This is a genomic window from Clostridium carboxidivorans P7, assembly GCF_001038625.1.
GTDB lineage: Bacteria > Bacillota > Clostridia > Clostridiales > Clostridiaceae > Clostridium_AM > Clostridium_AM carboxidivorans.
The window spans coordinates 5,151,233-5,175,533 of the sequence record NZ_CP011803.1; the positions used below are offsets into that span (position 1 = coordinate 5,151,233).

General features: G+C 30.5%; 19 protein-coding genes. 14 read left to right on the plus strand and 5 right to left on the minus strand.

Annotated elements, in window-relative coordinates:
- From Ccar_RS23215 to Ccar_RS23225, 3 genes are all read right to left on the minus strand, one after another.
- Positions 1-753, minus strand: coding sequence for an ABC transporter permease (locus tag Ccar_RS23215; RefSeq protein ID WP_007059198.1), 753 nt, complete (start codon positions 751-753; stop codon positions 1-3).
- The gene (locus Ccar_RS23220) at positions 740-1,465 is read right to left on the minus strand and encodes an ABC transporter ATP-binding protein (RefSeq protein ID WP_007059197.1); all 726 of its coding nucleotides are present in this window, start codon (positions 1,463-1,465) and stop codon (positions 740-742) included. The genes Ccar_RS23215 and Ccar_RS23220 overlap by 14 nt, the downstream gene beginning before the upstream one ends.
- A 75-nt stretch (positions 1,466-1,540) precedes the next feature.
- Positions 1,541-2,812 carry a hypothetical protein gene (locus Ccar_RS23225; RefSeq protein ID WP_034826723.1) on the minus strand — a complete coding sequence of 424 codons (1,272 nt, stop codon included), beginning with the start codon at positions 2,810-2,812 and terminating at the stop codon, positions 1,541-1,543.
- 367 nt (positions 2,813-3,179) lie between these two features.
- On the opposite strand from Ccar_RS23225, the gene Ccar_RS23230 reads away from it, so the two are divergent.
- The 10 genes from Ccar_RS23230 (at position 3,180) to surE (ending at position 16,837) form a co-directional block, all read left to right on the plus strand.
- Positions 3,180-4,949 carry an ABC transporter ATP-binding protein gene (locus Ccar_RS23230; protein ID WP_007059195.1) on the plus strand — a complete coding sequence of 590 codons (1,770 nt, stop codon included), beginning with the start codon at positions 3,180-3,182 and terminating at the stop codon, positions 4,947-4,949.
- Positions 4,918-6,657 carry an ABC transporter ATP-binding protein gene (locus tag Ccar_RS23235; RefSeq protein ID WP_007059194.1) on the plus strand — a complete coding sequence of 580 codons (1,740 nt, stop codon included), beginning with the start codon at positions 4,918-4,920 and terminating at the stop codon, positions 6,655-6,657. Before Ccar_RS23230 ends, Ccar_RS23235 begins: the two co-directional genes overlap by 32 nt.
- A 24-nt stretch (positions 6,658-6,681) precedes the next feature.
- The gene (locus tag Ccar_RS23240; protein WP_007059193.1) at positions 6,682-7,542 is read left to right on the plus strand and encodes a polysaccharide deacetylase family protein; all 861 of its coding nucleotides are present in this window, start codon (positions 6,682-6,684) and stop codon (positions 7,540-7,542) included.
- Positions 7,543-7,717: 175 nt separating this feature from the next.
- Positions 7,718-11,164: a helicase-exonuclease AddAB subunit AddB gene (gene addB / locus Ccar_RS23245; RefSeq protein ID WP_007059192.1), complete on the plus strand. Its 3,447-nt coding sequence runs from the start codon at positions 7,718-7,720 to the stop codon at positions 11,162-11,164.
- 296 nt (positions 11,165-11,460) lie between these two features.
- Complete coding sequence (locus tag Ccar_RS27510; RefSeq protein WP_048030449.1) at positions 11,461-12,621, plus strand: ABC transporter substrate-binding protein; 1,161 nt, start codon at positions 11,461-11,463, stop codon at positions 12,619-12,621.
- Between the two features lie 80 nt (positions 12,622-12,701).
- A complete protein-coding gene (locus tag Ccar_RS23255) occupies positions 12,702-13,586 on the plus strand; it encodes a branched-chain amino acid ABC transporter permease (RefSeq protein ID WP_007059189.1) in 885 nt (294 codons plus the stop codon).
- Positions 13,587-14,498, plus strand: a complete 912-nt coding sequence (locus tag Ccar_RS23260) for a branched-chain amino acid ABC transporter permease (protein ID WP_007059188.1) — start codon at positions 13,587-13,589, stop codon at positions 14,496-14,498.
- Between the two features lie 4 nt (positions 14,499-14,502).
- Entirely contained in the window at positions 14,503-15,282 is a 780-nt protein-coding gene (locus Ccar_RS23265) for an ABC transporter ATP-binding protein (RefSeq protein WP_007059187.1), read from the plus strand.
- The gene (locus tag Ccar_RS23270) at positions 15,269-15,979 is read left to right on the plus strand and encodes an ABC transporter ATP-binding protein (RefSeq protein WP_007059186.1); all 711 of its coding nucleotides are present in this window, start codon (positions 15,269-15,271) and stop codon (positions 15,977-15,979) included. The genes Ccar_RS23265 and Ccar_RS23270 overlap by 14 nt, the downstream gene beginning before the upstream one ends.
- 108 nt (positions 15,980-16,087) lie before the next feature.
- Positions 16,088-16,837 carry a 5'/3'-nucleotidase SurE gene (gene surE / locus Ccar_RS23275; RefSeq protein WP_007059185.1) on the plus strand — a complete coding sequence of 250 codons (750 nt, stop codon included), beginning with the start codon at positions 16,088-16,090 and terminating at the stop codon, positions 16,835-16,837.
- Positions 16,838-16,992: 155 nt separating this feature from the next.
- Here surE and Ccar_RS27670 read toward each other — a convergent pair whose 3' ends face one another.
- Both Ccar_RS27670 and Ccar_RS23280 read right to left on the minus strand, forming a co-directional pair.
- Complete coding sequence (locus Ccar_RS27670) at positions 16,993-17,118, minus strand: hypothetical protein (RefSeq protein ID WP_007065114.1); 126 nt, start codon at positions 17,116-17,118, stop codon at positions 16,993-16,995.
- Between the two features lie 44 nt (positions 17,119-17,162).
- On the minus strand, positions 17,163-18,083 hold the full coding sequence (locus Ccar_RS23280; RefSeq protein ID WP_007059184.1) for a GntR family transcriptional regulator: 921 nt from the start codon (positions 18,081-18,083) through the stop codon (positions 17,163-17,165).
- Positions 18,084-18,428: 345 nt separating this feature from the next.
- Here Ccar_RS23280 and Ccar_RS23285 point away from each other — a divergent pair, with 345 nt between their 5' ends.
- The 4 genes from Ccar_RS23285 (at position 18,429) to araA (ending at position 24,123) form a co-directional block, all read left to right on the plus strand.
- Positions 18,429-20,033, plus strand: coding sequence for a xylulokinase (locus tag Ccar_RS23285; protein WP_007059183.1), 1,605 nt, complete (start codon positions 18,429-18,431; stop codon positions 20,031-20,033).
- Positions 20,034-20,141: 108 nt separating this feature from the next.
- Positions 20,142-21,497, plus strand: coding sequence for a sugar porter family MFS transporter (locus Ccar_RS23290; RefSeq protein ID WP_007059182.1), 1,356 nt, complete (start codon positions 20,142-20,144; stop codon positions 21,495-21,497).
- A 441-nt stretch (positions 21,498-21,938) separates the two neighbouring features.
- A complete protein-coding gene (locus tag Ccar_RS23295) occupies positions 21,939-22,637 on the plus strand; it encodes an L-ribulose-5-phosphate 4-epimerase (RefSeq protein ID WP_007059181.1) in 699 nt (232 codons plus the stop codon).
- A 19-nt stretch (positions 22,638-22,656) separates the two neighbouring features.
- Positions 22,657-24,123 carry an L-arabinose isomerase gene (gene araA / locus Ccar_RS23300; RefSeq protein ID WP_007059180.1) on the plus strand — a complete coding sequence of 489 codons (1,467 nt, stop codon included), beginning with the start codon at positions 22,657-22,659 and terminating at the stop codon, positions 24,121-24,123.
- The last annotated feature ends 178 nt before the right edge of the window (positions 24,124-24,301 follow it).

The window sequence follows — 24,301 nt, forward strand, 5'->3', positions numbered from 1 at the left end:
TTAAAAATCTTTTTTATCAAATAAATAGTAACTTCCTGTAAATAAAAGTATATCATAACTTAACATCAGTATAAACTGACGAAGAATTTTAAAAAATGGAATAGTATTCATAATCCATAAGGTATACCAATTAAGCATAGATGTAAAAAATAGACCAGAATATCTATAAAAAATAATTTCTAGTGCTTTGAAAATAATAAAAATGAAGATAGATATAAAAAATACACCTACACTGCTTTTTATTATATTTGTAAAAAGTACAATAATCAATGATAAAACCATCATAGGCATTAATGTGACAACATAAGAAACTAATATTCTAATAATAGCATTTAAGGTAAAAGAATTTGAATTAAATAGAAAGCCTGCTATAATAGAAAAAATCATCACAAATAGAAGATTTGCAAGTACAAATAACATTATTGCAGTGAGTTTTGAGACAAAAAATTTTAATCTAGTAATAGGTCTTGTAAGTGCAATTTTCATGGTGTTATGAGAAAATTCTCCAGAAAAGCTATCTATAGTAACAAGTGCAGTAAACAAAGGTAAAATTGTATTAACAACTACAGAAAGCACAAGTATAGGAAAATCCATACTGGAAACTCCGCGTAATCCAAAACCATTCCTTAAAGCAATAATAGATAATTGTCCAAGTACAATAAAAATAAGTGATATTATTGCTGCTACTAAAACTTTTTTCTTTTTATATAGTTTTTCAATTTCATTAATTAAAGTTGCTTTAAATCCTTCCATTTCGTTCCACCTCGCTAACAAAATAATTTTCAAGGGAAGCATAGTTTTTTAATATGTTTTCAGTAGTATCCACATTAAGAAGCTTTCCATCATATAATACACCAATACGGTTGCAGGTAAGTTCAATGTCATGGATAAGATGACTTGATATAAAAAATGTTATTTTTTCTGTTTCAGCTAAAGTTTTTATAATGTTTCTTATAGATATCATTCCTTCAACATCAAGACCGTTTAGTGGTTCGTCTAGAATGATAACTTCAGGTTTTGATAAAAGTGCAGCAGCAATTCCAAGTCTTTGCTTCATACCAAGAGAAAACTTTCTTGGTTTTTCGTCTTTATATTTTAAAATACCTGTAAGTTCTAAAACTTCATCAATTCTTTTGTCATCAATGTTTTTATAGTATCTTGAGAATTGTTTTAGATTTTCAAAAGCAGTTAAATAGGTATAGGATTCAGCATTTTCTATAATGCAGCCTACCCTTTCCATAGCTTGTTCAAATTGTTCTAAAACACTATAACCTAAAATTTTAACATCACCACTGTCTGGTTTTACAAGTCCAGTCATTATTTTCATAGCAGTAGTTTTGCCAGCACCATTAGGACCCAAAAAACCAAAAATATCACCCTGACATATTTCAAGGTTAATATCTTTTATACCTCTTCCGTTTTTGTATATTTTCGTAAGACTATTTATTTCTATAACTTTTTTCATTTATATACCTCCTTGGGTTTTAACTATAAAAAACAGGATAAAGATAACCTGTATTACCAAGTTATCTTATGAGTGTTATTCAAATACTTTATCGAATGAATCACCAAATAGTACACTTTTGTTTGAACTTTGTCCATCTATATTAAAATTTATAGATGAAAAACGTGGATTAATAAATATATGGGCTTTTACAGTTTTGCCTGAAGAATTAGTACAGTTAAACCTTAGAGAAAGATCATTTTGTTTATTAAACTTTTCATTAAAGTTAAAATCATCTTTACTACTTCCGTAGCTTTCATAGCCTTTTGTATATTCTTCATGATAGCTTCCAGAAATGCCATTGTCATCTAAACTAGTAATAGTTACAATTCTTTCACCTATTTTAACAAATTTATTATCTTTTTGTATTACAAGATCACTTTTGTATTTTCCGATATAGGCTTTAGCGTTAGATAGTTTATTATCATCTTTTTCAACTTGCTTTTGAACTTTTTTATCAGAAATATCAGGCTTATTAACTGTAGTTGAATTAATATTAGTTACTTTTCCTAAGAGTTCAAAAGTTAATGTATGTTCTGAGCCCTGTTCATCTTTACCAGAAAGTGTTCCAGTGAAAAGCACATTTTGTACTAATCCATCTTTGTTTACATCCATAGTTCCTTTAACTTCTTTTACAAAAATGTCTTTTGTGATTTTAGACATTTTTGCCCTATTGCTAGTAGCTTCATTAGGATTATACATTCTAAATTGGTTTTTAAATTCAAAAGATGTTACTGCATTTATAAGTGCAGGAATTTGTGCTTCAGTTAAAGAACCAGACAATTTTTTACTTCCATCAGCATTTTGAGCAACCACAACAGAATCTTTCAAATTACCTACAAGAGCATCTGATATTTTCTCAAGATCTCCTGCTTGTTTTTCTTCAAAAGGATTTGTAAAAATCTTTTTATCTTTAGAATCTTTTAATTCAATCACACGATAAAAATCTTCATCACTATTATGTGAGATAGAAGAATTTTTATCAGTGTAGTAGTAGCTTTCTCCTGTGCCATTAGGTTCTAAAGTATTAGTGGATTTTGATGTTTGTTCTTTAGCACCCTTCGATAAGTCACATTTATTTAATACATTTGTAGAAGAAATAACAGTATTATTATCTTTAATAACAAGTGACATATCAAGTGTATAGTTTGAAAGTTTACTACTTAGGCTATTAGCTGTATACTTTAAAGAATCTTTTAATTGATCATATCCACTTTTAGATGCAACTTCCGCCATAGCGGTGCTGGCAAACATTAAAGTACCTACAGCAAAACTTAAAATAATAGCCAGCCTTTTATTAATTTTCATTTTAAGACCATCTCCCTTTAATTTGTATGGTAAATCTTTCTTTAATTCTATTTTAAAATAAGTGTCTTGATTTTTCATAAACTAAATATAAACAAAGTATAAACAGATTTCTTAGCTCCAGATAGATTTAAATCTAGCTGAAGCTTAGAAATCGTTATCCAGGGACGTACCTGGTCTTTAATATAACTTGAAGAGTTAGATTATTAGAGCATGTAGTCATCGGATAAACAGATATTTTTAAATCCATATAAATTTTATATTGATTCAATACTTAATAAGTATTTTTAATATACATTTCTTTTTGATATAATGTTACAAGAAATTACAATAACACTAAATTTATTACACTTTAAGGGGGGGATTAGTTTTGTTTAGGTTGTTACATTTTTTAAAACCATATAAGAAGCAAGTTATATTGGGTCCTATATTTAAATTATTAGAAGCTATTTTTGAGCTTTTGATACCAACAATTATGGTAGTTCTTATTGATAATGGTATAAAGCATAATGATATTTCCTACATATTAAAAATAGGAGGAATAATGGGAGGTATGGCTATATTAGGGGTTATATCTTCTTTTACTTGTCAATATTATGCATCAATAGTTTCTCAAGGATTTGGAACCAGGCTTAGAAATGCCTTGTTTGAAAAAATAGGAACATTTTCACACAATGAAATTGATAGTTTTGGGACATCCTCTTTAATTAATCGTATAACAAATGATGTCAATCAGCTTCAAGTGTCAGTGGCAATGGTTATTAGATTAGCTATAAGAGTACCATTTTTGTGTATAGGAGGAGTTATAATGGCTACATTTTTAGACATTAAACTTTCTACTATTATGCTTTTAGCATTGCCATTGTTTGCTTTTGTTTTATACTTAATAATGAGCAAGTCAATTCCACTATACAAATTAGTTCAAAAAAAGTTAGATAAATTAGCCTTGATTCTTAGAGAAAATCTTTCAGGAATTAGAATTATAAGAGCATTTGCCCGAGTAGGTTATGAAAAGAAAAGATTTGAAGATTCAAATGAAGATTTTGCAAATACCGCAATTAGAGTTGGAAAGATTTCAGCATTGATGAACCCTATGACTAATATTATAATGAATTTTTCAGTTATTGCCATATTGTGGTTCGGAGGTATGCGTGTAAATGTAGGTGCAATGACTCAGGGTCAAATTATAGCTTATATAAATTATAATACATTAGTTTTATCTGCATTAATTGTAGTGGCAAATTTGGTAGTCATATTTACAAAAGCTGCTGCTTCAGCAGCGCGTGTAAATGAAATTTTTGAAACATCAACTACAATAGCGGATAACTTAAATTTTAAAAATTATACAGCTTTAAATGAAGATGATACTATAATTAAATTTAGAAATGTTTCTTTTGCTTATAATAATTCTAAAGAATATGCTATAAAAAATGTTTCTTTTCAAATAAAACATGGACAAACAGTTGGAATAATAGGAGGAACAGGTTCAGGAAAAACAACACTTATAAATTTAATTCCCCGTTTTTATGATGTAATTAAAGGAAGTATAATGTTTAATGGAATTGAAGTTAAAAATTATATGCAAAATGAACTTAGAGATAAAATAGGAATTGTTCCTCAAAAAGCAGTTCTATTTTCAGGTAGTGTGGCCGAAAATATAAGATGGGGCTTGAAGGATGCTTCTTATGAAGAAATAAAAAAAGCTGCAGAAATTGCACAAGCTTCTGATTTTGTTGAAAAACTGCCTAAAGGCTATGATACTAATATATCTCAAGGAGGAGTAAATTTTTCAGGAGGACAGAAACAAAGACTTACTATTGCAAGAGCTTTAGTACGTAATCCTGAATTGTTAATATTGGATGATAGTTCTAGTGCTTTAGATTATGTTACAGATGCTGCACTAAGAAAGGCTATTAAGGGTAATAAGAATAATATGACTGTTATAATGGTAACTCAGAGAGTAAGTACTATAAGAGATGCTGATATGATAGTTGTTTTAGATAATGGAGAAATGGTTGGAGTTGGAACACATGATGAGTTAATTAAGAATAATAACATCTATAGAGAAATCTACCTTTCCCAATTAGATAAAGGGGGAGACGAGAAAAATGAAGAACAAGACATTGTTGAGGCTGTTTAAATATGTAGGAAAGTACAAGCTGCATATATTTGCTGTTATAATTTGTGCATTTATAAGCAATTTATTAATGGTCATAGGTCCCTTATTAGTGGGAAGAGGAATAGATTATATTGTAAGTTATAGAAAAGTAAATTTTAATTATCTATTAAAGTTAATATATATATTAGCAGCACTTTATGTAATTAGTGCAGTGTTTTCATGGATTTTTTCAATGATAGCAAATGTTATAGCATTTCATACTGTACAGGATATAAGAAAAGAAGCTTTTGATAAAATAAGTATGCTTCCTTTAAGCTATTTTGATAATAATGCACATGGTGATATTATGAGTAGGTTAACAAATGATATTGATGCTATATCTGATGGTGTACTTCAAGGTATTACACAATTTTATCCAGGTATTGTTACTATACTATCATCTTTAGTGCTAATGATTATTTTGAGTCCTAAAATAACGCTTGTTATTTTACTTATGACTCCATTTTGCTTTTTTATTGCATCTTTTATTACTACCAGATCTAATAAAATGTTTAAGGAACAGCAAAAAACTGTAGGAGAGCTAAATGGATATATAGAAGAAATAATAGGCAATCAAAAGGTTGTAAAAGCTTTTGGATATGAAAAAAATTCGCAGGAAGTGTTCAAAGAAATTAATGAGAGATTGTATAAGTGTGGACGTTTTGCACAGTTATATTCATCATTAACAAACCCTTCAACCAGATTTGTTAATAATATTACATATATTTTAGTTGGTGTAGTTGGAGGAATATGCTCGGTAGTAGGTGGACTAAGCATAGGTAAAATATCAAGCTTTTTAACATATTCAACACAATTTTCACAACCTATTAATAATATAACTAGTGTTACTACTCAACTTCAAGCTGCAGTTGCAGCTGCTGAAAGAGTGTTTTCCATTTTAGATGAAATACCGGAAACACCAGAGGCAGAGAATTCATCTACATTAAAAGAATGTTATGGAGATATAAGTTTTAAAGATGTAAGTTTTTCTTATAGAAAAGATGTGCCATTAATTAGAAATCTAAATATCGATATAAAATCAGGCAGTACAATAGCTATTGTAGGACCTACTGGTGCAGGTAAAACAACTATGGTAAATTTATTAATGAGGTTTTATGATATAAATAGTGGAGGAATTTTTGTTGATAAGAGAAATATAGGAGAAATAACTCGTAATAGTCTTCGTGGTGCATTTGGTATGGTACTTCAAGATACCTGGCTTTTTGCAGGTACTGTTAGAGAAAATATAAGCTATGGGAAACCTAAAGCAACTATTAAGGAAATAGAAAAAGCTGCAAAAGCTGCTCACATTCATAATTTTATTAAAAGTTTACCTAAAGGATACGATACTATTATTACTGAAGGTGGTGAAAACCTTTCTCAAGGACAAAAGCAACTTTTAACTATAGCTAGAGTAATGCTGATAGATCCTCCAATGCTTATATTGGATGAAGCAACTAGTAGTATTGACACCAGGACTGAGTTAAGCATACAAAAAGCCTTTTTATCTATGATGAAGGGTCGTACAAGCTTTATAATAGCACATAGACTTTCAACTATTCGTGATGCTGATTTAATTTTAGTTATGAATAATGGAGAAATTATTGAAAATGGTAATCACACAGAACTTATTAAAAAAGGAGGCTTTTACGCAAATCTTTACAATAGTCAATTTGAACTTACTAATTAAGCAAAAACATAGGAGATGATTTTCATGAATAATCATGATGAAACAAATGAAAAAAGAAAAACTATAAGAAGAAATAGGATAATTGCAGCAATTTGTGCGCTAGTTGTTGTGGGTACTGGTTTTTTTGCAGTAAATAGAATGATAGGTAAAAAAAATGCAGTTGTAAATGCTGCAAATGCAAAGAAGAATTCTAGTGAAAGTATTGCAAATAAAAGAGAAAGTCAAGTTCCTAAAGATAACAAAAATGAATCAGGTGAAAATCTGTCTGCTGGAGCATACAAACCTTGGGCAGCAAAAAGAACGGATGGAAAAAAAGTAGCTTATTTAACTTTTGATGATGGTCCATCACCAAATACTACTAAAATATTAGAAATACTAAATAAAAATAATATAAAAGCTACTTTCTTTTTGATTGGAAAAAATGCTGAACATAATCCTGAACTTGTAAAACAGGAAATAGCTCAGGGAAATGCAGTAGGAAATCATACCTATAGTCATCAATTGAATTATAAAGAAGGTCCACAAAAGTTTGTAGAAGATTTGGATAAAGGTAATGTTGTGATTAAGTCCATAGTAGGTGATAAATATGATTCAAAGCTTACAAGATTTCCAGGAGGCTCTTTTGGAAACAAATTAGCACCTTTTAGAGAGGCTGTTACAAAAGCTGGGTATCATTATGTAGATTGGAATGATGAAACAGGAGATGCCGAACATAGCAATGTTCCAGTTAACACTTTACTTAGTAACCTTAAAAAATATACAACTTCAGATACTGTAGTAATTCTAATGCATGATGCTGGAGCTAAGACTACATCAGTACAAGCTCTTCCTCAGGTAATTGAATATTTAAAATCAAAAGGGTATACTTTTGATACACTAAAATAGAATTGACAATGGAAAGTTGACAGTTAAAAGGGTTGAAATGCTAATTAATTAGTATTCCAGCCCTTTTGTCTATATTTAAAATATTAAACTTAAGTAAATGATATAATATAAGCAAGACTTCAGCAGTTAATAGTTAATAATGAAGAGTTGAGTATACATTGAAGGAGAATATATTATGAGTTTGAGATTTATATATGGAAGAGCAGGTAGTGGTAAAAGCCATTTTTGCTTAAATGATATTAAAAAAAGGATAGATGAAGGAGCAGATAATCCTTTAATTCTTTTAGTGCCTGAACAGTTCTCATTTCAAGCAGAAAAAAATCTTATAAAAACTATAGGAGAAGCCGGAATGCTTAAAGCACAAGTTTTGAGCTTTAGAAGGATGGCATATAAGGTATTAAATGAGGTAGGAGGACTTACAAAAAAGCATATGAATGCTTCGGGGAAGAGTATGCTTATTTATAAGATAATGGAGGAGAATAGTGGTAAACTCAAGGTTTTTAGGAAGTCAGTAAAAAGACAAGGGTTTATTACTACGGTTTCTGATATTATAACAGAATTTAAAAGATACGATATTACCCTGGAAAACTTAAATAGCACTTTAGATAGAATAGAAAATGAAAATTTAAGAAACAAAATGGAAGATTTAATATTAATTTTTTCGCAATTTGAAGAAAGACTTCATAAAAAATATATTGATTCAGAAGATGATTTAACTATTTTGGCAGAAAAAATGTCAAAATCGCATATGTTTGATGAAGCAGAAATATGGATAGATGAATTTTCAAGCTTTACTCCTCAAGAATATAAAGTTTTAGATAGGCTTATGGATAAGACTAAAAGGATTAACATAACTTTATGTACGGACTATTTAGATTGCAGCTCGGCTGATAATAGTACAGATGTATTTTTACCAACTAAAAGTACAGAAGAAAAAATTTTAAAAATTGTTTTAGAAAAAAATATAAAATATGATAAACCAATTGCATTAAAATGTAGTCCTTGCTATAGATTCAAAGATACTAAGGAACTTCAACATTTAGAAAAATACTTATTTTCTTATCCATATAAAATTTATAAAGAAAAGTGTCAAGACATAAGTATTTTTAAGGCATTAAATAAATACACAGAAGTGGAAGACACAGCAAGAGATATAGTTAGAATGTGTAGAGATAATGGGTTTAGGTTTAAAGATATTGCAGTAATAAGTGGGGATTTGGATGGATATGAAAGTTTGTTTAGTGCAATTTTTAAGGAATACGATATACCTTATTTTATAGATAAAAAAAGAAAAATCAATGATAATCCTATTATAATGCTAATAATGTCTGTAGTAGAAATATTATCCCAAAATTGGAGCTATGAAGCTGTATTTAGGTATTTAAAAACAGGACTTTTAGAGTTAACTAAGGAAGATATGGATTTAATAGAAAATTATGTGCTTAGTAACGGAATTAAAGGAAATGCTTGGATTAAAGAAGAACCTTGGGATTTTGGTTTAAGCTATAGTTTTGAAAAGAAAGAAATATCGGATTATGAAAAGGAAATTCTGAACAAGATAAATTTAATTAGAGATAAAATAAGAGAACCTATTATTAAACTATCTAAAGATATAAAAGGAAGAAAAAAAGGAAGAGCTATATGTGAAGGACTTTACAATTTTTTATGTAATATAAAATTAGATGAAAAGGTAGCTGCATGGATAGAATATTTTAAGGAAAATGGAGAATTAGATAAAGCTAATGAATATAGTCAGATATGGAATATAGTAATGGAGGTTTTAGACCAAATAGTAGAAGTAATGGGAGAGGAAACGCTAGCTATTGGAACCTTTTCACAGGTTTTATCTAAAGGCTTTGATGAATATGAAATAGGGGTAATTCCACCAGCTTTAGATCAAGTTCTCATTGGTAGTGTTACGAGACTTAAAAGTCATGATGTATCTGTATTATATATTGTTGGAGTTAATGACGGAGTTTTTCCAGCTGCATTAGCCCAAGAAGGAGTGTTAACAGATAGTGATAGAGAGATCTTAAAGGGAAGAGGAATAGAAATTGCAAAGGATACTAGAAGTAGAGCCTTTGAAGAACAATTTTTGGTGTATACTACCTTGACCACTGTAAGTAAATATTTAAGACTAAGCTATTCTATAGCAGATGAAGGTGGAAAAACAAAAAGACCTTCTATAGTAATAGGTAGAATTAAAAAGATATTTAGCAATGTGGAAGAACAAAGCAATTTAATAGAAATACAAAATGATGAAGAAAAATTAAAGTATGTAACAGGACCTAGAGCAACCTTTAATAAGCTTATATCAAATATTAAGAAGGATTCTAATGGATATATAACGCCTATGTGGCTAGATGTGTATAGATGGTACAATAAAAGTGATAAGTGGAATAAAAAACTTGAAAATATATTTAATGGTTTTTCATATAGTAACGAAGCAGAAATTATGGATACAAATAGGGTAAGAAAGCTTTATGGAAGGCATTTGAATATAAGTGTATCTAGACTTGAAAAGTTTGTAAATTGTCCATTTTCTTATTTTATACAATATGGACTTAATGCGAAGGAAAGAAAAGTATATAAATTAAGTTCACCTGATTTGGGAAGCTTTATGCATAATGTACTTCAAGTATTTTCAAGCAAACTTAAGGAAGAAAACTTAAGTTGGAAGGAAATTGATAGTGAATGGTGCGAGAGAGAAGTTTCTGAAATAGTGGATGAAATTTTAGAAAGTATGCCTAGTTCTGTATTTAATAGTTCTAAAAGATATAAGCATATAACTAATAATGCAAAAAGAATTCTCAATAGATCAGTGTGGCTTATAACTGAGCATATGAAAAGGGGAGGATTTGAACCTTCTGGGTATGAATTATCATTTGGTAATTCAGGAGATTTCCCACCTATTTCCCTACAGCTTCATTCTGGTGAAACTGTAAGCCTTATAGGAAGAGTTGATAGAGTAGATAGTATGAACAGTGAGGAGAATACTTATTTAAGGATAGTAGATTATAAATCTGGAACAAAGGAATTTAAGCTTTCAGATGTATATTATGGTTTACAAATGCAGCTTTTAATATACTTAGATGCTATGCTCACGGAACTTGAAAAAGAAATGAATAAAGATGCTATTCCAGGAGGAATTCTTTATTTTAAATTAGACGACCCAATAGTAAAGACAAAAGGAGATATTGTTGATTCAGAAATAGAAGAGAGAATAATGAAAGCCTTAAAAATGAATGGATTATTATTAGATGATCCTGATATTATAAGAGAAATGGATAATGAAATAGAAAAAACTTCTGATATTATACCAGCTTCCATAAAAAAGGATGGTACTTTGTCTAAATCCTTTTCTTCAGTTGCTACAATAGAGCAATTTAATCTTTTAAGAAAATATGTAAGGGATACTATAGCCTCTTTATGTGAGCAAATATTAGAAGGTAATATAGGTGTGAAGCCTAGTAAACACAAAAATGGAGATGCTTGTGAATATTGTGTTTATCCATCAATATGTCAATTCGATACATCTTTAGAGGAAAACAAGTACAGGATAATAAATGATAAGAGTGATGAAGAAGTTTGGAATGAAATAGAAAATAAGTATAACAAATAAGTTTAATAACAAGCTCTAAGATTGCATTGTATGAAAGGTTATATATGCAGCTTAGAGCTTGTTTTTTAGATTGGAGGTGATAGGGAAATTTATCGATATATGGGGGTACCTTGAATAATAAATTAATCTATATATTCATTATATGTAAAGTACAAATTTGTGTGAATAAAATTTTATAAAAATTTGGAAAAATTCAAAAATATGGAAGGAAACTAGAAGTTTTTATAGAAATAGTATGTGAATATGTAATGTTGAAAATGTAAATTCACATTTATGTATATAAGGGGGAATAAACAATGAAAAAAAATCTTTTGAAAGTAATTGCAGCTATGGTTATTACGGGATTAATAACTACTTTTTCAGGTTGTTCAAGTGAACAAGCTTCTACAAGCAGCGGTGACAAGGAAATAAAAATAGGTACTTTTGGTCCTTATACAGGTGATGCCGCTACAGATGGAATTCAATCTAGGGATGGTGCAACTCTTGCTGTGGAGCAAATAAACAAAAAAGGTGGAGTTATTGGAAAACAAATAAAATTAGTTACAATGGATGATCAAGCAAAGGCACCAGAATCTATGAATGTAGTTCAAAAGCTTATACAACAAGAAAAAGTTACAGCTTTAGTCAGTGGATCCTATAGTACTCCAAGCAAAACAGTATCCCCTGTGGTTCAGCAAGCAAAAGTACCTATGGTAGTTGCTTATGCTGTAAATCCGGATATAACTCAAGGAGGAAAATTTGTATTTAGAGCAATTTATGCAGGACCAGCTCAAGGTGCTGCTATGGCAGAATATGTGGTAAAAGAAAAAAAATTAAAAAAGGTAGCAATACTTAATGTAAACAATGACTATGGCAATACCAATGCAGATGGTTTTACTAGTCAAGCAAAGAAATTAGGTGGAGAAATAGTTATAAGTAGAAATTTTGTAGATGGAACTAAGGATTTTAAAGCTCTTCTCACTACGGTAAAGGAGAAAAATCCACAAGCAATATATGTAGGTTCATATTATAATGAGGCTTCACAAATTTGTGTTCAAGCAAGACAATTAGGAATTTCAGTTCCTATTTTCGGAGATGATGGATTTGATTCACCAAAGTTTTTGGAGCTTGGTGGAAAGAGTGTAGAAGGAGTGCAATTTACTACTCCATTTTTCAGAGAAGAACCAAGACCAATAGTTCAAGAGTTTATAAAAGCTTATAAAGAAAAATTTAATAAGGAACCAGATATGCTTTCAGCACAATCTTACGATTCAGTACTTGTACTAGCAGATGCTATAAAGAGAGCTAATAGTACAGACAAAGAAGCTATAAGAAAAGCTCTTTCAGCTACAAAAGGATTTGAGGGTGTTACAGGAAAGTTCTCCTTTGATGATAAAAATGAGGTTATTAAACCAGTTATAATTACTAAAGTTGAAAATGGAAAATTTACTTATGTTAAGAGTCAAGAGTATAAATAGTTAGAAGTTTGAAAAGGGGAAATTAAAAAAGTTTTACAGCTTTTTATTTCCCTTTTAGTTTAATATTCGGAGGTAAGTATATGTTTTTTCAACAACTATTTAATGGTATTACAATGGGAAGTGTTTATGTGCTTATTGCCATAGGGCTTACTATGATTTATGGAATTCTAGAATTGCTTCATTTTGCACATGGTGTAGTATATATGGCAGGAGCTTTTGCAGCAATTAGTTGCATTACATTATTTCATACAAACATATTTGTAGCAGTAGTTGCAGCAATGATTGTTTCAGCTTTTTTTGGATGGTTTATAGAAATTTTTGCATATAAGCCAGTGAGAAATGCTCCTAAAATAACTGCTTTAATAAGTGGTATAGGGATGGCTATAGTTTTAGAAAATATATATAGAATTATCTATGGTTCTCAAACTATAGCTTTTCCGGAGCAATCAATAACTCCTGTAAAAACTTATAATCTTTCTAAGAATATTTCTATTACAAATTATCAAATTTACATAATCGTAATGACTATAATACTTATAATTATTTTGCATTTATATTTAAAATATACCAAAAACGGTATGGCTATGAGAGCAGTATCTATGGATTTTGATGCTTCTAGTCTGATGGGCATAAATGTAAATAAAATAATATCTATTACCTTTATTATAGGTTCTGCTATGGCTGGAGTGGCAGGAACTTTAGTTGCCCTATATTTCAATGCAGTATATCCAGCTATGGGTTCTATGCCTGGTATGAAAGCCTTTGCTATTGTGGTGTTAGGTGGATTGGGAAGTATTCCAGGTACTATTGTTGGAGGGCTTTTTCTTGGCATAGTAGAATCCTTTGCTGATGGATATTTAGGAAATTTTATAGTAGGGAAGGATGCTTTTGCTTTTGTTATATTAATTCTTGTGCTTCTCATAAGACCATCTGGATTGTTTGGTAAGAAAATAGAGAAAGTGTAGGTGATAATTTTGGATATATTTAATTCTTATTTTATAAATATACTGGTTGTAGCAGGAATATATGTAATATTAACTTTAGGATTAAATTTGACTACAGGATTTGCTGGACAGGTTTCTCTTGGACATGCTGCTTTTTATGCTATAGGAGCATATACTGCAGCAATTTTATCAGTGAAGTTTGGATGTAGTATATGGATTACTCTCCCAATATCTGCCTTAGTAACTTGGATTATAGGTGCCATTCTTGGACTTCCAAGTCTTAGGGTAAAAGAGGATTTTTTAGCAGTGGTGACTATGGGGCTTGGGTTAATTATTCAATCTCTTATGTTGAATTTAAAGATAACAGGGGGTCCAATGGGAATTGGAAACATAAAACCAGTATCTATACTAGGACATAATTTTAGTATGTTTAATTTCTTCATACTTGAATTAGTAATCATAGTAATACTCACTTTTACAATGAATAGGATGGTTAATTCAAGGTTTGGACGTGCATTAATTGCCATAAGAGAAGATGAAACTGTGGCAGACACTCTTGGGATTAACACTACAAAATATAAAGTTCTTGCATTTGCTATTGGGGCTATGTATGCAGGTATAGCAGGAACACTTTTTGCACATTATTTTACCTATGTAAGTCCAGATAGTTTTGGTTTTACTGAATCTTCTATAATACTAAGCATGGTAGTAATAGGAGGGCTTGGAAGTATAAAAGGTTCTATAATTGGTGCAGTTATTTTAAGCATAGCACCAGAACTTTTAAGAGGGCTTAAAGATTATAGAATACTTATTTATGGATTGCTTATGGTTATAATGATGAGGTACAGACCTCAAGGATTATTTGGAGAGAATTCAATATTAAACATAAGCTTTAAAAAGAAAAACAAAATTAATATAAATAAGGGAGCGTAAGCAAATGAGTATATTAGAAGCTAAAAAGGTAAGTAAAGTTTTTGGCGGACTAAATGCTGTATCAAATGTGGATTTGAACATAGAAGAAAAAGAAATTGTAGGTCTAATAGGTCCTAATGGAGCAGGAAAAACTACTTTTTTTAATATAGTTTCAGGCCTTTATGCTCCCACATCTGGTGAGGTATTCATAAATGGGGAAAAAACAAATAATATGAAGCCTTACAAAATTGCTTATAAAGGATTGGCAAGAACGTTTCAGAATATTAGGTTATTTGGTAACGTATCTGTACTTGAAAATGTAAAAATGGCTAGATATATAAAGTCAAAATCAGGGGTTTGGAGTTCTATTCTTAGACCTAAATGGGTTAAAGAAGAAGAAAAGATAACTGTGGAAAAAAGTATGGAGCTCTTAAAATTTGTAGGAATTGAAGAATATAAGGATGAAATATCCAGAAATCTTTCATATGGCAATCAAAGAAAGTTAGAAATAGCTAGAGCTTTAGCTAGTGAACCTAAATTATTACTTTTAGATGAGCCAACTGCTGGTATGAATATGGAAGAAACTACTGCTATGATGAGTCTAATTAACACTATAAGAAATAAGGAAATTTCAGTGCTTGTAATAGAACATAATATGAGTTTGGTCATGAATATTTCTGATAGAGTAGTAGTTTTAGATCACGGAATTAAAATTGCAGATGGAAATCCAAAAGAAGTTGCAAGCAATCCACAGGTTATAGAAGCCTATCTTGGCAAGGAGGTAGATGAAAATGTTTTTAATTGATAATATAAAAACTTATTATGGTAATATACAAGCATTAAAAGGTATTTCTTTGAAGATAGAATCAGGAGAAATTGTAACTTTAATTGGTGCTAACGGGGCTGGTAAAACTACAACCTTAAAAACTATAGCAGGTCTTTTAAAACCAAAAGAAGGTAGTGTTATGCTGGACTCAAAAAATATTACTGGATATCCCGCACATAAGGTAGTAAAAGAATCTGTAATCTTAGTTCCTGAAGGAAGAAGAGTGTTTTCAAAACTTACAGTAGAAGAAAATCTTAAAATAGGAGCCTACTCAAGAAATATAAAAATGAATAAATTAAATGAGGAAATAAAAAATATATATACAATGTTTCCTAGATTAGAAGAAAGAAAAAATCAATATGCAGGAACATTAAGTGGAGGAGAACAGCAAATGCTAGCTATAGGTAGAGGACTTATGGCAAAACCTAAAATTTTGCTTTTAGATGAACCTTCTATGGGAATATCTCCAATTGTAGTAAGAGAAATATTTCATATAATAAAAAATATAAATAAGAATTTTAAAACAACAATATTTTTAGTAGAACAAAATGCAAAAATGGCATTATCAGTAGCTAACCGAGGTTATGTTATAGAAACTGGAAATATTATTTTAGAAGGTACTACTGAAGAATTAAAAGAAAGTGAAGAAGTAAAGAAGGCATATTTAGGAGATTAAGAACATTAAGGATTATTTACAGCATTAAGCTTTATATCTACTTTTGTTAAATTTATATGTGTTACAATAGATCTAGTAATGAATTTATATAATTATGGAGGTTAATTTATGAAGTTATTATTGACTAATGATGATGGAGTTAATGCAAAGGGAATATATACTTTAGCCAAGGAACTAGAGAAAAATCATGAAATAATTATTGTTGCACCAAGTGTTGAAAGAAGTGCTTGCAGCCATTCTATAACTATGCGAGAACCACTAATTGTTAAGGAAGTTAAATTGAATGGAATAAAATCAAAAGCATATAGTGTCAGTGGTACACCAGCAGATTGTGTAAAAGTTGCAGTAAATAAACTTACAGATGGTAAAGTAGATATGGTCTTATCTGGAATAAATAATGGTGTAAATGCAGGAATTGATGTACTGTATTCAGGAACAGTTTCTGCAGCTATTGAGGCTGCTATTTATAAAATACCATCCATGGCTGTTTCTTCAGAAATTGAAGGTGGAGAGGATAACTATGAAGTTGCAGCAAAGTATGCATCAGATTTAATAGAAAAAATCAAGAATAAATATCTTAAGGATGATGTTGTATGGAACTTGAATGTTCCTATATTAAATAAGGAAAAAATCAAAGGAATAAAAATATGTAGAATAGGAGGAAGAACTTATAATAGTTATTTTGAAGAAAATGCTATAGATGATGGCAAGAGTTTTCAATTAAGAGGAGAATTAAATAATGTTCAAGATATAGATACAGATGTACATTTTATAAAACAAGGATATGTTACAGTGACACCTCTTCATTATGATCTGACAAATTTTAAAATATTAGAGGAAGTTAGAAAGCTATTTTAATCATAAGTCTACTAAATCCAGTTGTATAATGCTTTTTTTAATATTTTTTGTTGTGGAGTACAATAGAATAAAAAAGAAAGAGGTTGCCGCACTAACAATAAATTTTACAACATATTGTATGTAAATTCTTAGAGTGACAGCACCTTATGGAGAAATTATTTTATTGGAGAAGTTGATTCTCTAATAATAAGTTGAGGATCATAAAGAATTGAATCACTAGCCTCAAAATGATTATTGTTATTGATTAGCTTAATAATCAAATTAGCAGCATCCTTACCCATTTGTTCTTTAGGATGGGTTATAGAAGTTAAAGTTGGACTTATAATTATACTGCAAGCTGTGAGTCGTCAAAGCCTACTATTGATAGTTCTTCAGGAATTTTGATGTTTAGTTTATTAGCAATAGTTAACACTGCGTAAGCTATTTCATCATTGTAACAAAAAATTCCTGTAGGTCTTTTTTCGGATTTTAGTGCATATTCAATCTTAGAAGGCAATGATGAAGCTATTTCCTCAGATAGATAAGTTAAAATCTGTCCAGAGGATGGTGAAATATTATTTTCCTGGCATTCTGCAATGAATCCATTCATTCTATTTATACCTTGTAAATCGTCAACTTTAAAAATACCCATTAGTTTTCTGTGACCTAATGATATAAGGTGATTTGTTGCAAGTTTTCCACCTTTAAAATCATCAGTGCGAAGACTAGGAACATTAATTTCAGGGTAAGAAGCGTTTATTGTTACAACAGGCACATTTTTAGATATTATGTTGTTTAAGTATCCAATATTAGGGCTTTGATATGCACTTTTAGTTGGTTCTAAGATAAGACCATCTATTTCATATGCTAACAAATTCTTCAGATTAATGTTTTCAAACATAACATTGTTATTAGTTGAAGACAATAAAAGAGAATAAGATTCAGAATAAAGAGTATCTTCCATACCATTAATTATATTAGGAAAAATGTAGTTAGATATATGAGTTGTTAACACAGCTACATTTTTATTATTTTTAAGATTTTCTCTATTTTCTGTCCAATCAGAAATATATATGCCGCTTCCTTGTTTTCTATATAAATATTGAGTTGATACAAGATCGCCTATAGCTTTTCTTATTGTGTGCCTACTGACATTGAACATTTGCATAAGTTCTGATTCAGTAGGTATTTTTTCATGTGTTTTATATTTACCTGTAACGACCCAGTCAATAATATTTTTTTCTACTTCTTCATATTTGTATTTCATTAGCTGTTCTCCTGTAAAAATAAATGTTTTTTCATAGAATATTATAACATAAGTTTATATGTTTAGAAACAGCAGTAATTATGATTGATACGTATGAATATAAAGGACATTGATATTTAACAGTTAATTTGAAATTTAATTGGAAAAGTAAGACGGTAGTAAGGATTTATCAATAAAAGTTAGAGCGAATAGGATTTTATATAAATATAAATTATAAGGCAGCAAATCTATTGAGGAAAAATATGTACGTACCTTTTTGAAAATTTTTATTGACATGTACGTACATAAGTGGTATATTCATTCTAAGGAAACCGTTTACTAATATTTTAAGAGGAGGTCATTCTAGTGACTATAAAAGAAAAAATAGTAGAAGAAATTGAAAATGGTAAGACATCACTAGGAATAGAGTTTGGTTCTACTCGTATTAAAGCTGTTCTTATTGGAAACGATTTTGAACCGTTAGCTAGTGGCAGCTTTGAATGGGAGACAAGCTTAGAAGATGGGGTTTGGACCTATTCATTAGAAGAAATTTGGAAAGGGTTGCAATATAGTTATCAAAAACTTTTTTCTGAGGTAAAAGAAAAATATGGAGTTACACTTTCTAAAATTGGTTCCATTGGTTTTTCAGCAATGATGCATGGATATATGGCATTTGATAAACAAGGAAACCTACTTGTACCATTTAGGACTTGGCGTAATACAATGACAGAAGAATCAGCGAAAAAGTTAACAAAGTTGTTTAAATTTAATATTCCAGAAAGATGGAGTATAGCTCATTTGTATCAGGCTATTCTTCGTAATGAAACTCATATTGAAAAGTTAGATTTTCTAACTACTTTAGCTGGATATATTCATTGGCAATTAACAGGTGAAAAGGTTTTGGGTATTGGTGATGCATCAGGAATGTTCCCAATTGATATGAATACTCATAATTATGATAATAATATGTTAGAAGCCTTCAATAGCTTGCCAGAAGTTCAAAAATACTCATTAAATGTAGAAAAACTTTTACCGAAGATTTTAGTAGCCGGAGAAAGTGCTGGTATTTTAACTCCAGAAGGAGCTAAAAAGCTTGATGTGAGTGGAAATCTTCAAAGTGGAATTCCATTATGTCCACCTGAAGGAGATGCAGGCACAGGAATGGTTGCCACAAATTCAGTTGCACCACGTACAGGAAATATATCCGCAGGTACATCAATTTTTGCTATGGTTGTTCTTGAGAAGCCACTTAAGGAAGTTCATCCAGAGATTGATATGGTAACAACACCTATAGGAGATTTAGTAGGAATGGCTCATGCAAACAATGGCTATTCTGATATAGATGCATGGGTAAATATCTTTCATGAATTTACCGAAGCGATAAATGTTAAGATTCCAAAAGAGCTTCTTTATATGGGACTCTATAGTCAGGCATTTTTAGGTGATCCTGATTGTGGAGGAATTCTTGCATATAACTATTTGGCAGGTGAAAACATTACAGGTGTTTCAGAAGGTAGACCTCTAGTTGTACGAAAACCAAAAAGTAATTTTAATTTGCCAAACTTTATGAAAGCACATCTCTTTACTTCTTTAGGAGCATTGAAAATTGGTATGGACATTCTTCTTAAGGATGAAGGAGTGAAACTTGATAAATTACTTGGTCATGGTGGATTGTTCAAGACACCTATTGTGGGACAAGAAGCAGTTGCCGCTGCAGTAAATACACCAGTGTCAGTTATGAAAACTGCAGGTGAAGGTGGTGCATGGGGAATTGCGCTATTAGCAAGTTATTTGCAAAATAAGGAAAATAACATCACATTGTCAGAGTTTTTATCAAAAAAGGTTTTTGCTGGTTATGTAGCTGATGAAGTAAAGCCTGAACCAAAAGATGTTGAAGGCTTTGAGAAATTCATGGAGCGCTATAAAAAGGGAATTCCTATTGAAAAAGCAGCAGTGGAACATTTAATTTAAATGAATGCTAGATATATAGTTAAATATAATTAAGGTAAGATTAGAAATTAATTTAACTAAAGAAAATAATAAATATTAATTAACCAATGAGTAAGGAGGAAAATTACAATGAAGAAAAAAGTATCTCCAACATTAATCTACTTCTTTGGAGCCTTTGGAGGATTTATGTTTGGATATGATATCGGAATAATTAACGGTGCTTTACCTGGAATTAAGACAACATGGCAGATTAATCCATGGTTAGAAGGAGCAATTACTTCTGGATTGTTTGTAGGAGCTATGATTGGCGCGTCACTAATGGCTTCATTAGCAGATCGTTTTGGTCGTCGTAAAATGATTATGTGGAGTGCTATTGTATTTGCAATTGGTGCTATAGGATCTGCTATTTCTAAGAGTACAAGCTTTTTAATTGGTGCTCGTATTATTTTAGGGGCAGCTGTAGGTGGTGCTTCAGCATTGGTTCCAATGTACATGGGAGAAATTAGTCCAGCTGAAACACGTGGAAAGATATCAGGACTAAATCAGTTAATGATAACAGTAGGAATGCTTATTGCATATGGTGTTAATTACGGATTTGCAAATGCATTTGAAGGATGGAGATGGATGCTTGGTGGTGCTATGGTACCAGCCATAGTATTGTTATTTGGAACATTAGTGTTACCAGAATCACCACGATTCTTAGCTCGAATTGGAAAAAAGGAATTGGCACTAGAGGTGTTGCAAACATTACGTTCTCCTGAAGAAGCACAAATTGAGTATCAGGAAATTATTAATTCAAAAAATACTGATTCAGGTTCATTTAAAGATTTGTTTGGAAAAACAGCTCTACCTGCTGTAGTTGCAGGCTGTGGTTTAACATTATTACAGCAAATTCAAGGTGCAAATACAATTTTTTATTACTCATCACAAATTCTAGAAAAGGTTTTTGGTTCAGCGATTGGTGGAGTTATTAGTACGGTTGGTATTGGTGTTGTTTTTGTATTAGCAACTGTTATAACTTTAATGATTGTAGATAAATTTAAACGTCGTAGCCTATTTATGTCAGGATCTATTGGAATGGGAGTATGTCTACTATTGGTTGGATTAGTTTATCCTTCTGCTCAAGCTAATCATGCATGGGCAATGTGGACTGTATTCTTCTTTATCTGCTTGTATGTTGTTTTCTATGCATACTCTTGGGCTGCTGTTACTTGGATTGTAGTTGGTGAATTGTTCCCAAGTAATGTTAGAGGAATTGCTACTGGTATTGCATCAACAGTAAACTGGTTTGGTAATATTTTAGTTGCTTTATTCTTCCCAATATTACTTCAAACAGTAGGTTTATCTGTAATATTCTTTGGTTTTGCTGCAATTTGCGTTATAGGATTCCTATTTGCAAAATATGTTCTTTATGAAACAAAGGGAAAATCATTAGAAGAAATTGAAACATATTTATACAATCGTTCTATTGAGAAAGTTTCTTAATTTATTTAAGTTTTTTAGAACATGTACGTACCTATTGAAATAAATTCACTTATTATAGCTATTAAATAATAAGCAGGTACGTATGTGTCACTAAACACATGGAAAACTTTGACTTAATGGAAATAGATTTAGACATAAAGGTATAAGAAATGTTAGAAAACCTTCATAATTAAACTTCCTAAATGATACTAAATATGAATGTGAATATACAATGGTTTTTGCATAAATAAATATAAAAAATAGAATTAAAAGTTGTACGTATAATTTTTAAAAATACATTGACTGTTATACGTATAAATAGTATTATATATGTAAAATCGTTTTTAAGATGTAGATTTAAAATTATAATTCAAGAAAGAAATTTAAATGTTAAGCAAAGAGATTAATGTTATTAAGTATCTAAAACAAATTAATAAAGTTACAGCTAAGGAGGATTAATTTATGCTAGAGGATTTGAAGAAAAGAGTACTAGAAGCTAATCTAATGCTTCCAAAGTATGGGCTGGTTACATTAACTTGGGGCAATGTAAGCGGAATTGATCGTGAGAAGGGGTTAATAGTAATTAAGCCAAGTGGAGTTGAATATACAAATATGAAGGCTTGTGACATGGTTGTTGTAGACTTGAACGGCAATGTTGTAGAAGGTGATTTAAATCCTTCCAGTGATACGCCAACTCATATAGTTTTATATAAGAAATTTACTGATATAAAAGGTGTTGTTCATACACATTCACCTTGGGCTACTTCCTTTGCTCAGGCAGGAATTTCTATTAAAGCAGCAGGAACTACTCACGCAGATTATTTTTATGGTGATATTCCTGTAACACCGCAAATGACTGCAAGTGAGATAAATACAGAATATGAAAAGCAGACGGGAGACGTAATTGTTAGGACTTTTAAAGATAATGATATTGATCCTAATAATATACCAGCAGTATTAGTAAATGATCATGGTCCTTTTACTTGGGGAACAGATCCAGAAAATGCAGTACATAATGCGCTAGTTTTGGAAGAAGTAGCAAAAATGACATATCATTCATTACAATTGAATCCTCATAATATCAGAATGGATCAAGTTTTATTGGACAAGCATTTTAAAAGAAAACATGGAAAAAATGCATATTATGGACAGAAAAAATAAAAGAAGAGGGATGATTAAAATGTTAAAAAATAAAAAGTTAGAATTTTGGTTTGTAGTAGGAAGTCAACATTTATACGGAGAAGAAGCATTAGCTCAGGTTAAAAAAAATTCTGAAGAAATTATAAAATGTTTAAATGAAAGCGGAAAATTACCATATCCTATTGTATTTAAAGCTTTAGCAACATCTGCTGATAAAATTACAAGTATTATGAAAGAAGTAAACTACAAAGATGAAGTAGCTGGTGTTATTACATGGATGCATACTTTTTCACCTGCTAAAATGTGGATTGCTGGAACAAAATTATTACAAAAACCTTTATTGCATTTAGCAACTCAATTTAATGAGAACATTCCTTGGAAAACAATAGATATGGATTATATGAACTTACATCAAAGTGCTCATGGTGATAGAGAATATGGATTTATCAATGCTAGATTAAATAAACATAATAAAGTAGTAGTAGGTTACTGGAAGAAAGATGATGTTCAAAAGCAAATTGCTGAATGGATGCAGGTAGCTGTAGGTTACATTTTAAGCCAGGATATTAAAGTTGCACGTTTTGGCGATAATATGCGTAATGTTGCTGTTACTGAAGGAGATAAAATAGAAGCTCAAATTCAATTTGGATGGACAGTTGATTACTTTGGTATTGGTGATTTAGTTGCTGAAATGAACAAAGTTTCAGAAAAACAAATTAATGATACTTATGAAGAATTTAAAAAGCTTTATATAATGGAACCAGGTGATAACACTCCTGAATTCTATGAAAAACAAGTAAAAGAACAAATAAAAATGGAAATTGCTTTACGTAATTTCTTAGATGCTGGTGGATATACAGCATTCACTACAAACTTTGAAGATTTATATGGAATGAAACAATTACCTGGACTTGCAGTTCAGCGTTTAAATGCAGAAGGTTATGGTTTTGCAGGTGAAGGCGATTGGAAAACTGCTGCATTAAGCCGTTTAATTAAAATCATGACTAAGAATGAAAAAACTGGATTTATGGAAGACTATACTTATGAATTAAATTCTGGCAGTGAAACAATTTTAGGTGCTCATATGTTAGAAGTAGATCCTACTCTTGCAGCAGACAAACCTAGAGTTGTTGTTAAACCATTAGGTATTGGTGGAAAAGAAGATCCTGCACGTTTAATATTTAATGGAACAACTGGAGAAGGTATCACTATATCTATGCTTGATCTTGGAACACACTATCGCATGCTTATTAATGAAGTAACTGCTGTTAAAGCTGCTGAAGATACACCTAATTTACCTGTAGCTAAGATGGTATGGCAGCCACAGCCAAACTTTGCAGATGCTGTTAAAGCTTGGATTTATGCTGGCGGCGGACATCATACTGTTCTTACTTTAGCTTTAACTTCTGAGCAAGTTTATGATTGGGCTCGTATGGTTGGACTAGAAACAATTATAATAGATAAAAACACTAACTTAAGAGATCTTATTAAAGAAGTTTCAAGATAATTATTTAAAAGCTAGTAATAACGCTTATTATACTGTAAGAAAAAATGACAACTATGGAATTTGTAATGGATCCATAGTTGTCAAAAAAATATTCTAATTTATACGTATAAATAATTTAAAATTTAAAATATATACGTATAAAATGAAGAGCTCATAATACATAATAAAATGTTGGATT

Coding starts and splice junctions, on each gene's coding strand:
- Ccar_RS23215 (WP_007059198.1), bottom strand. CDS start 753: ATGGAAGGATTTAAAGCAACTTTAATTAATGAAATTGAAAAACTATAT.
- Ccar_RS23220 (WP_007059197.1), bottom strand. CDS start 1,465: ATGAAAAAAGTTATAGAAATAAATAGTCTTACGAAAATATACAAAAAC.
- Ccar_RS23225 (WP_034826723.1), bottom strand. CDS start 2,812: ATGAAAATTAATAAAAGGCTGGCTATTATTTTAAGTTTTGCTGTAGGT.
- Ccar_RS23235 (WP_007059194.1), top strand. CDS start 4,918: ATGAAGAACAAGACATTGTTGAGGCTGTTTAAATATGTAGGAAAGTAC.
- Ccar_RS23240 (WP_007059193.1), top strand. CDS start 6,682: ATGAATAATCATGATGAAACAAATGAAAAAAGAAAAACTATAAGAAGA.
- addB (WP_007059192.1), top strand. CDS start 7,718: ATGAGTTTGAGATTTATATATGGAAGAGCAGGTAGTGGTAAAAGCCAT.
- Ccar_RS27510 (WP_048030449.1), top strand. CDS start 11,461: ATGAAAAAAAATCTTTTGAAAGTAATTGCAGCTATGGTTATTACGGGA.
- Ccar_RS23255 (WP_007059189.1), top strand. CDS start 12,702: ATGTTTTTTCAACAACTATTTAATGGTATTACAATGGGAAGTGTTTAT.
- Ccar_RS23265 (WP_007059187.1), top strand. CDS start 14,503: ATGAGTATATTAGAAGCTAAAAAGGTAAGTAAAGTTTTTGGCGGACTA.
- Ccar_RS23270 (WP_007059186.1), top strand. CDS start 15,269: ATGTTTTTAATTGATAATATAAAAACTTATTATGGTAATATACAAGCA.
- surE (WP_007059185.1), top strand. CDS start 16,088: ATGAAGTTATTATTGACTAATGATGATGGAGTTAATGCAAAGGGAATA.
- Ccar_RS27670 (WP_007065114.1), bottom strand. CDS start 17,118: ATGGGTAAGGATGCTGCTAATTTGATTATTAAGCTAATCAATAACAAT.
- Ccar_RS23280 (WP_007059184.1), bottom strand. CDS start 18,083: ATGAAATACAAATATGAAGAAGTAGAAAAAAATATTATTGACTGGGTC.
- Ccar_RS23290 (WP_007059182.1), top strand. CDS start 20,142: ATGAAGAAAAAAGTATCTCCAACATTAATCTACTTCTTTGGAGCCTTT.
- Ccar_RS23295 (WP_007059181.1), top strand. CDS start 21,939: ATGCTAGAGGATTTGAAGAAAAGAGTACTAGAAGCTAATCTAATGCTT.
- araA (WP_007059180.1), top strand. CDS start 22,657: ATGTTAAAAAATAAAAAGTTAGAATTTTGGTTTGTAGTAGGAAGTCAA.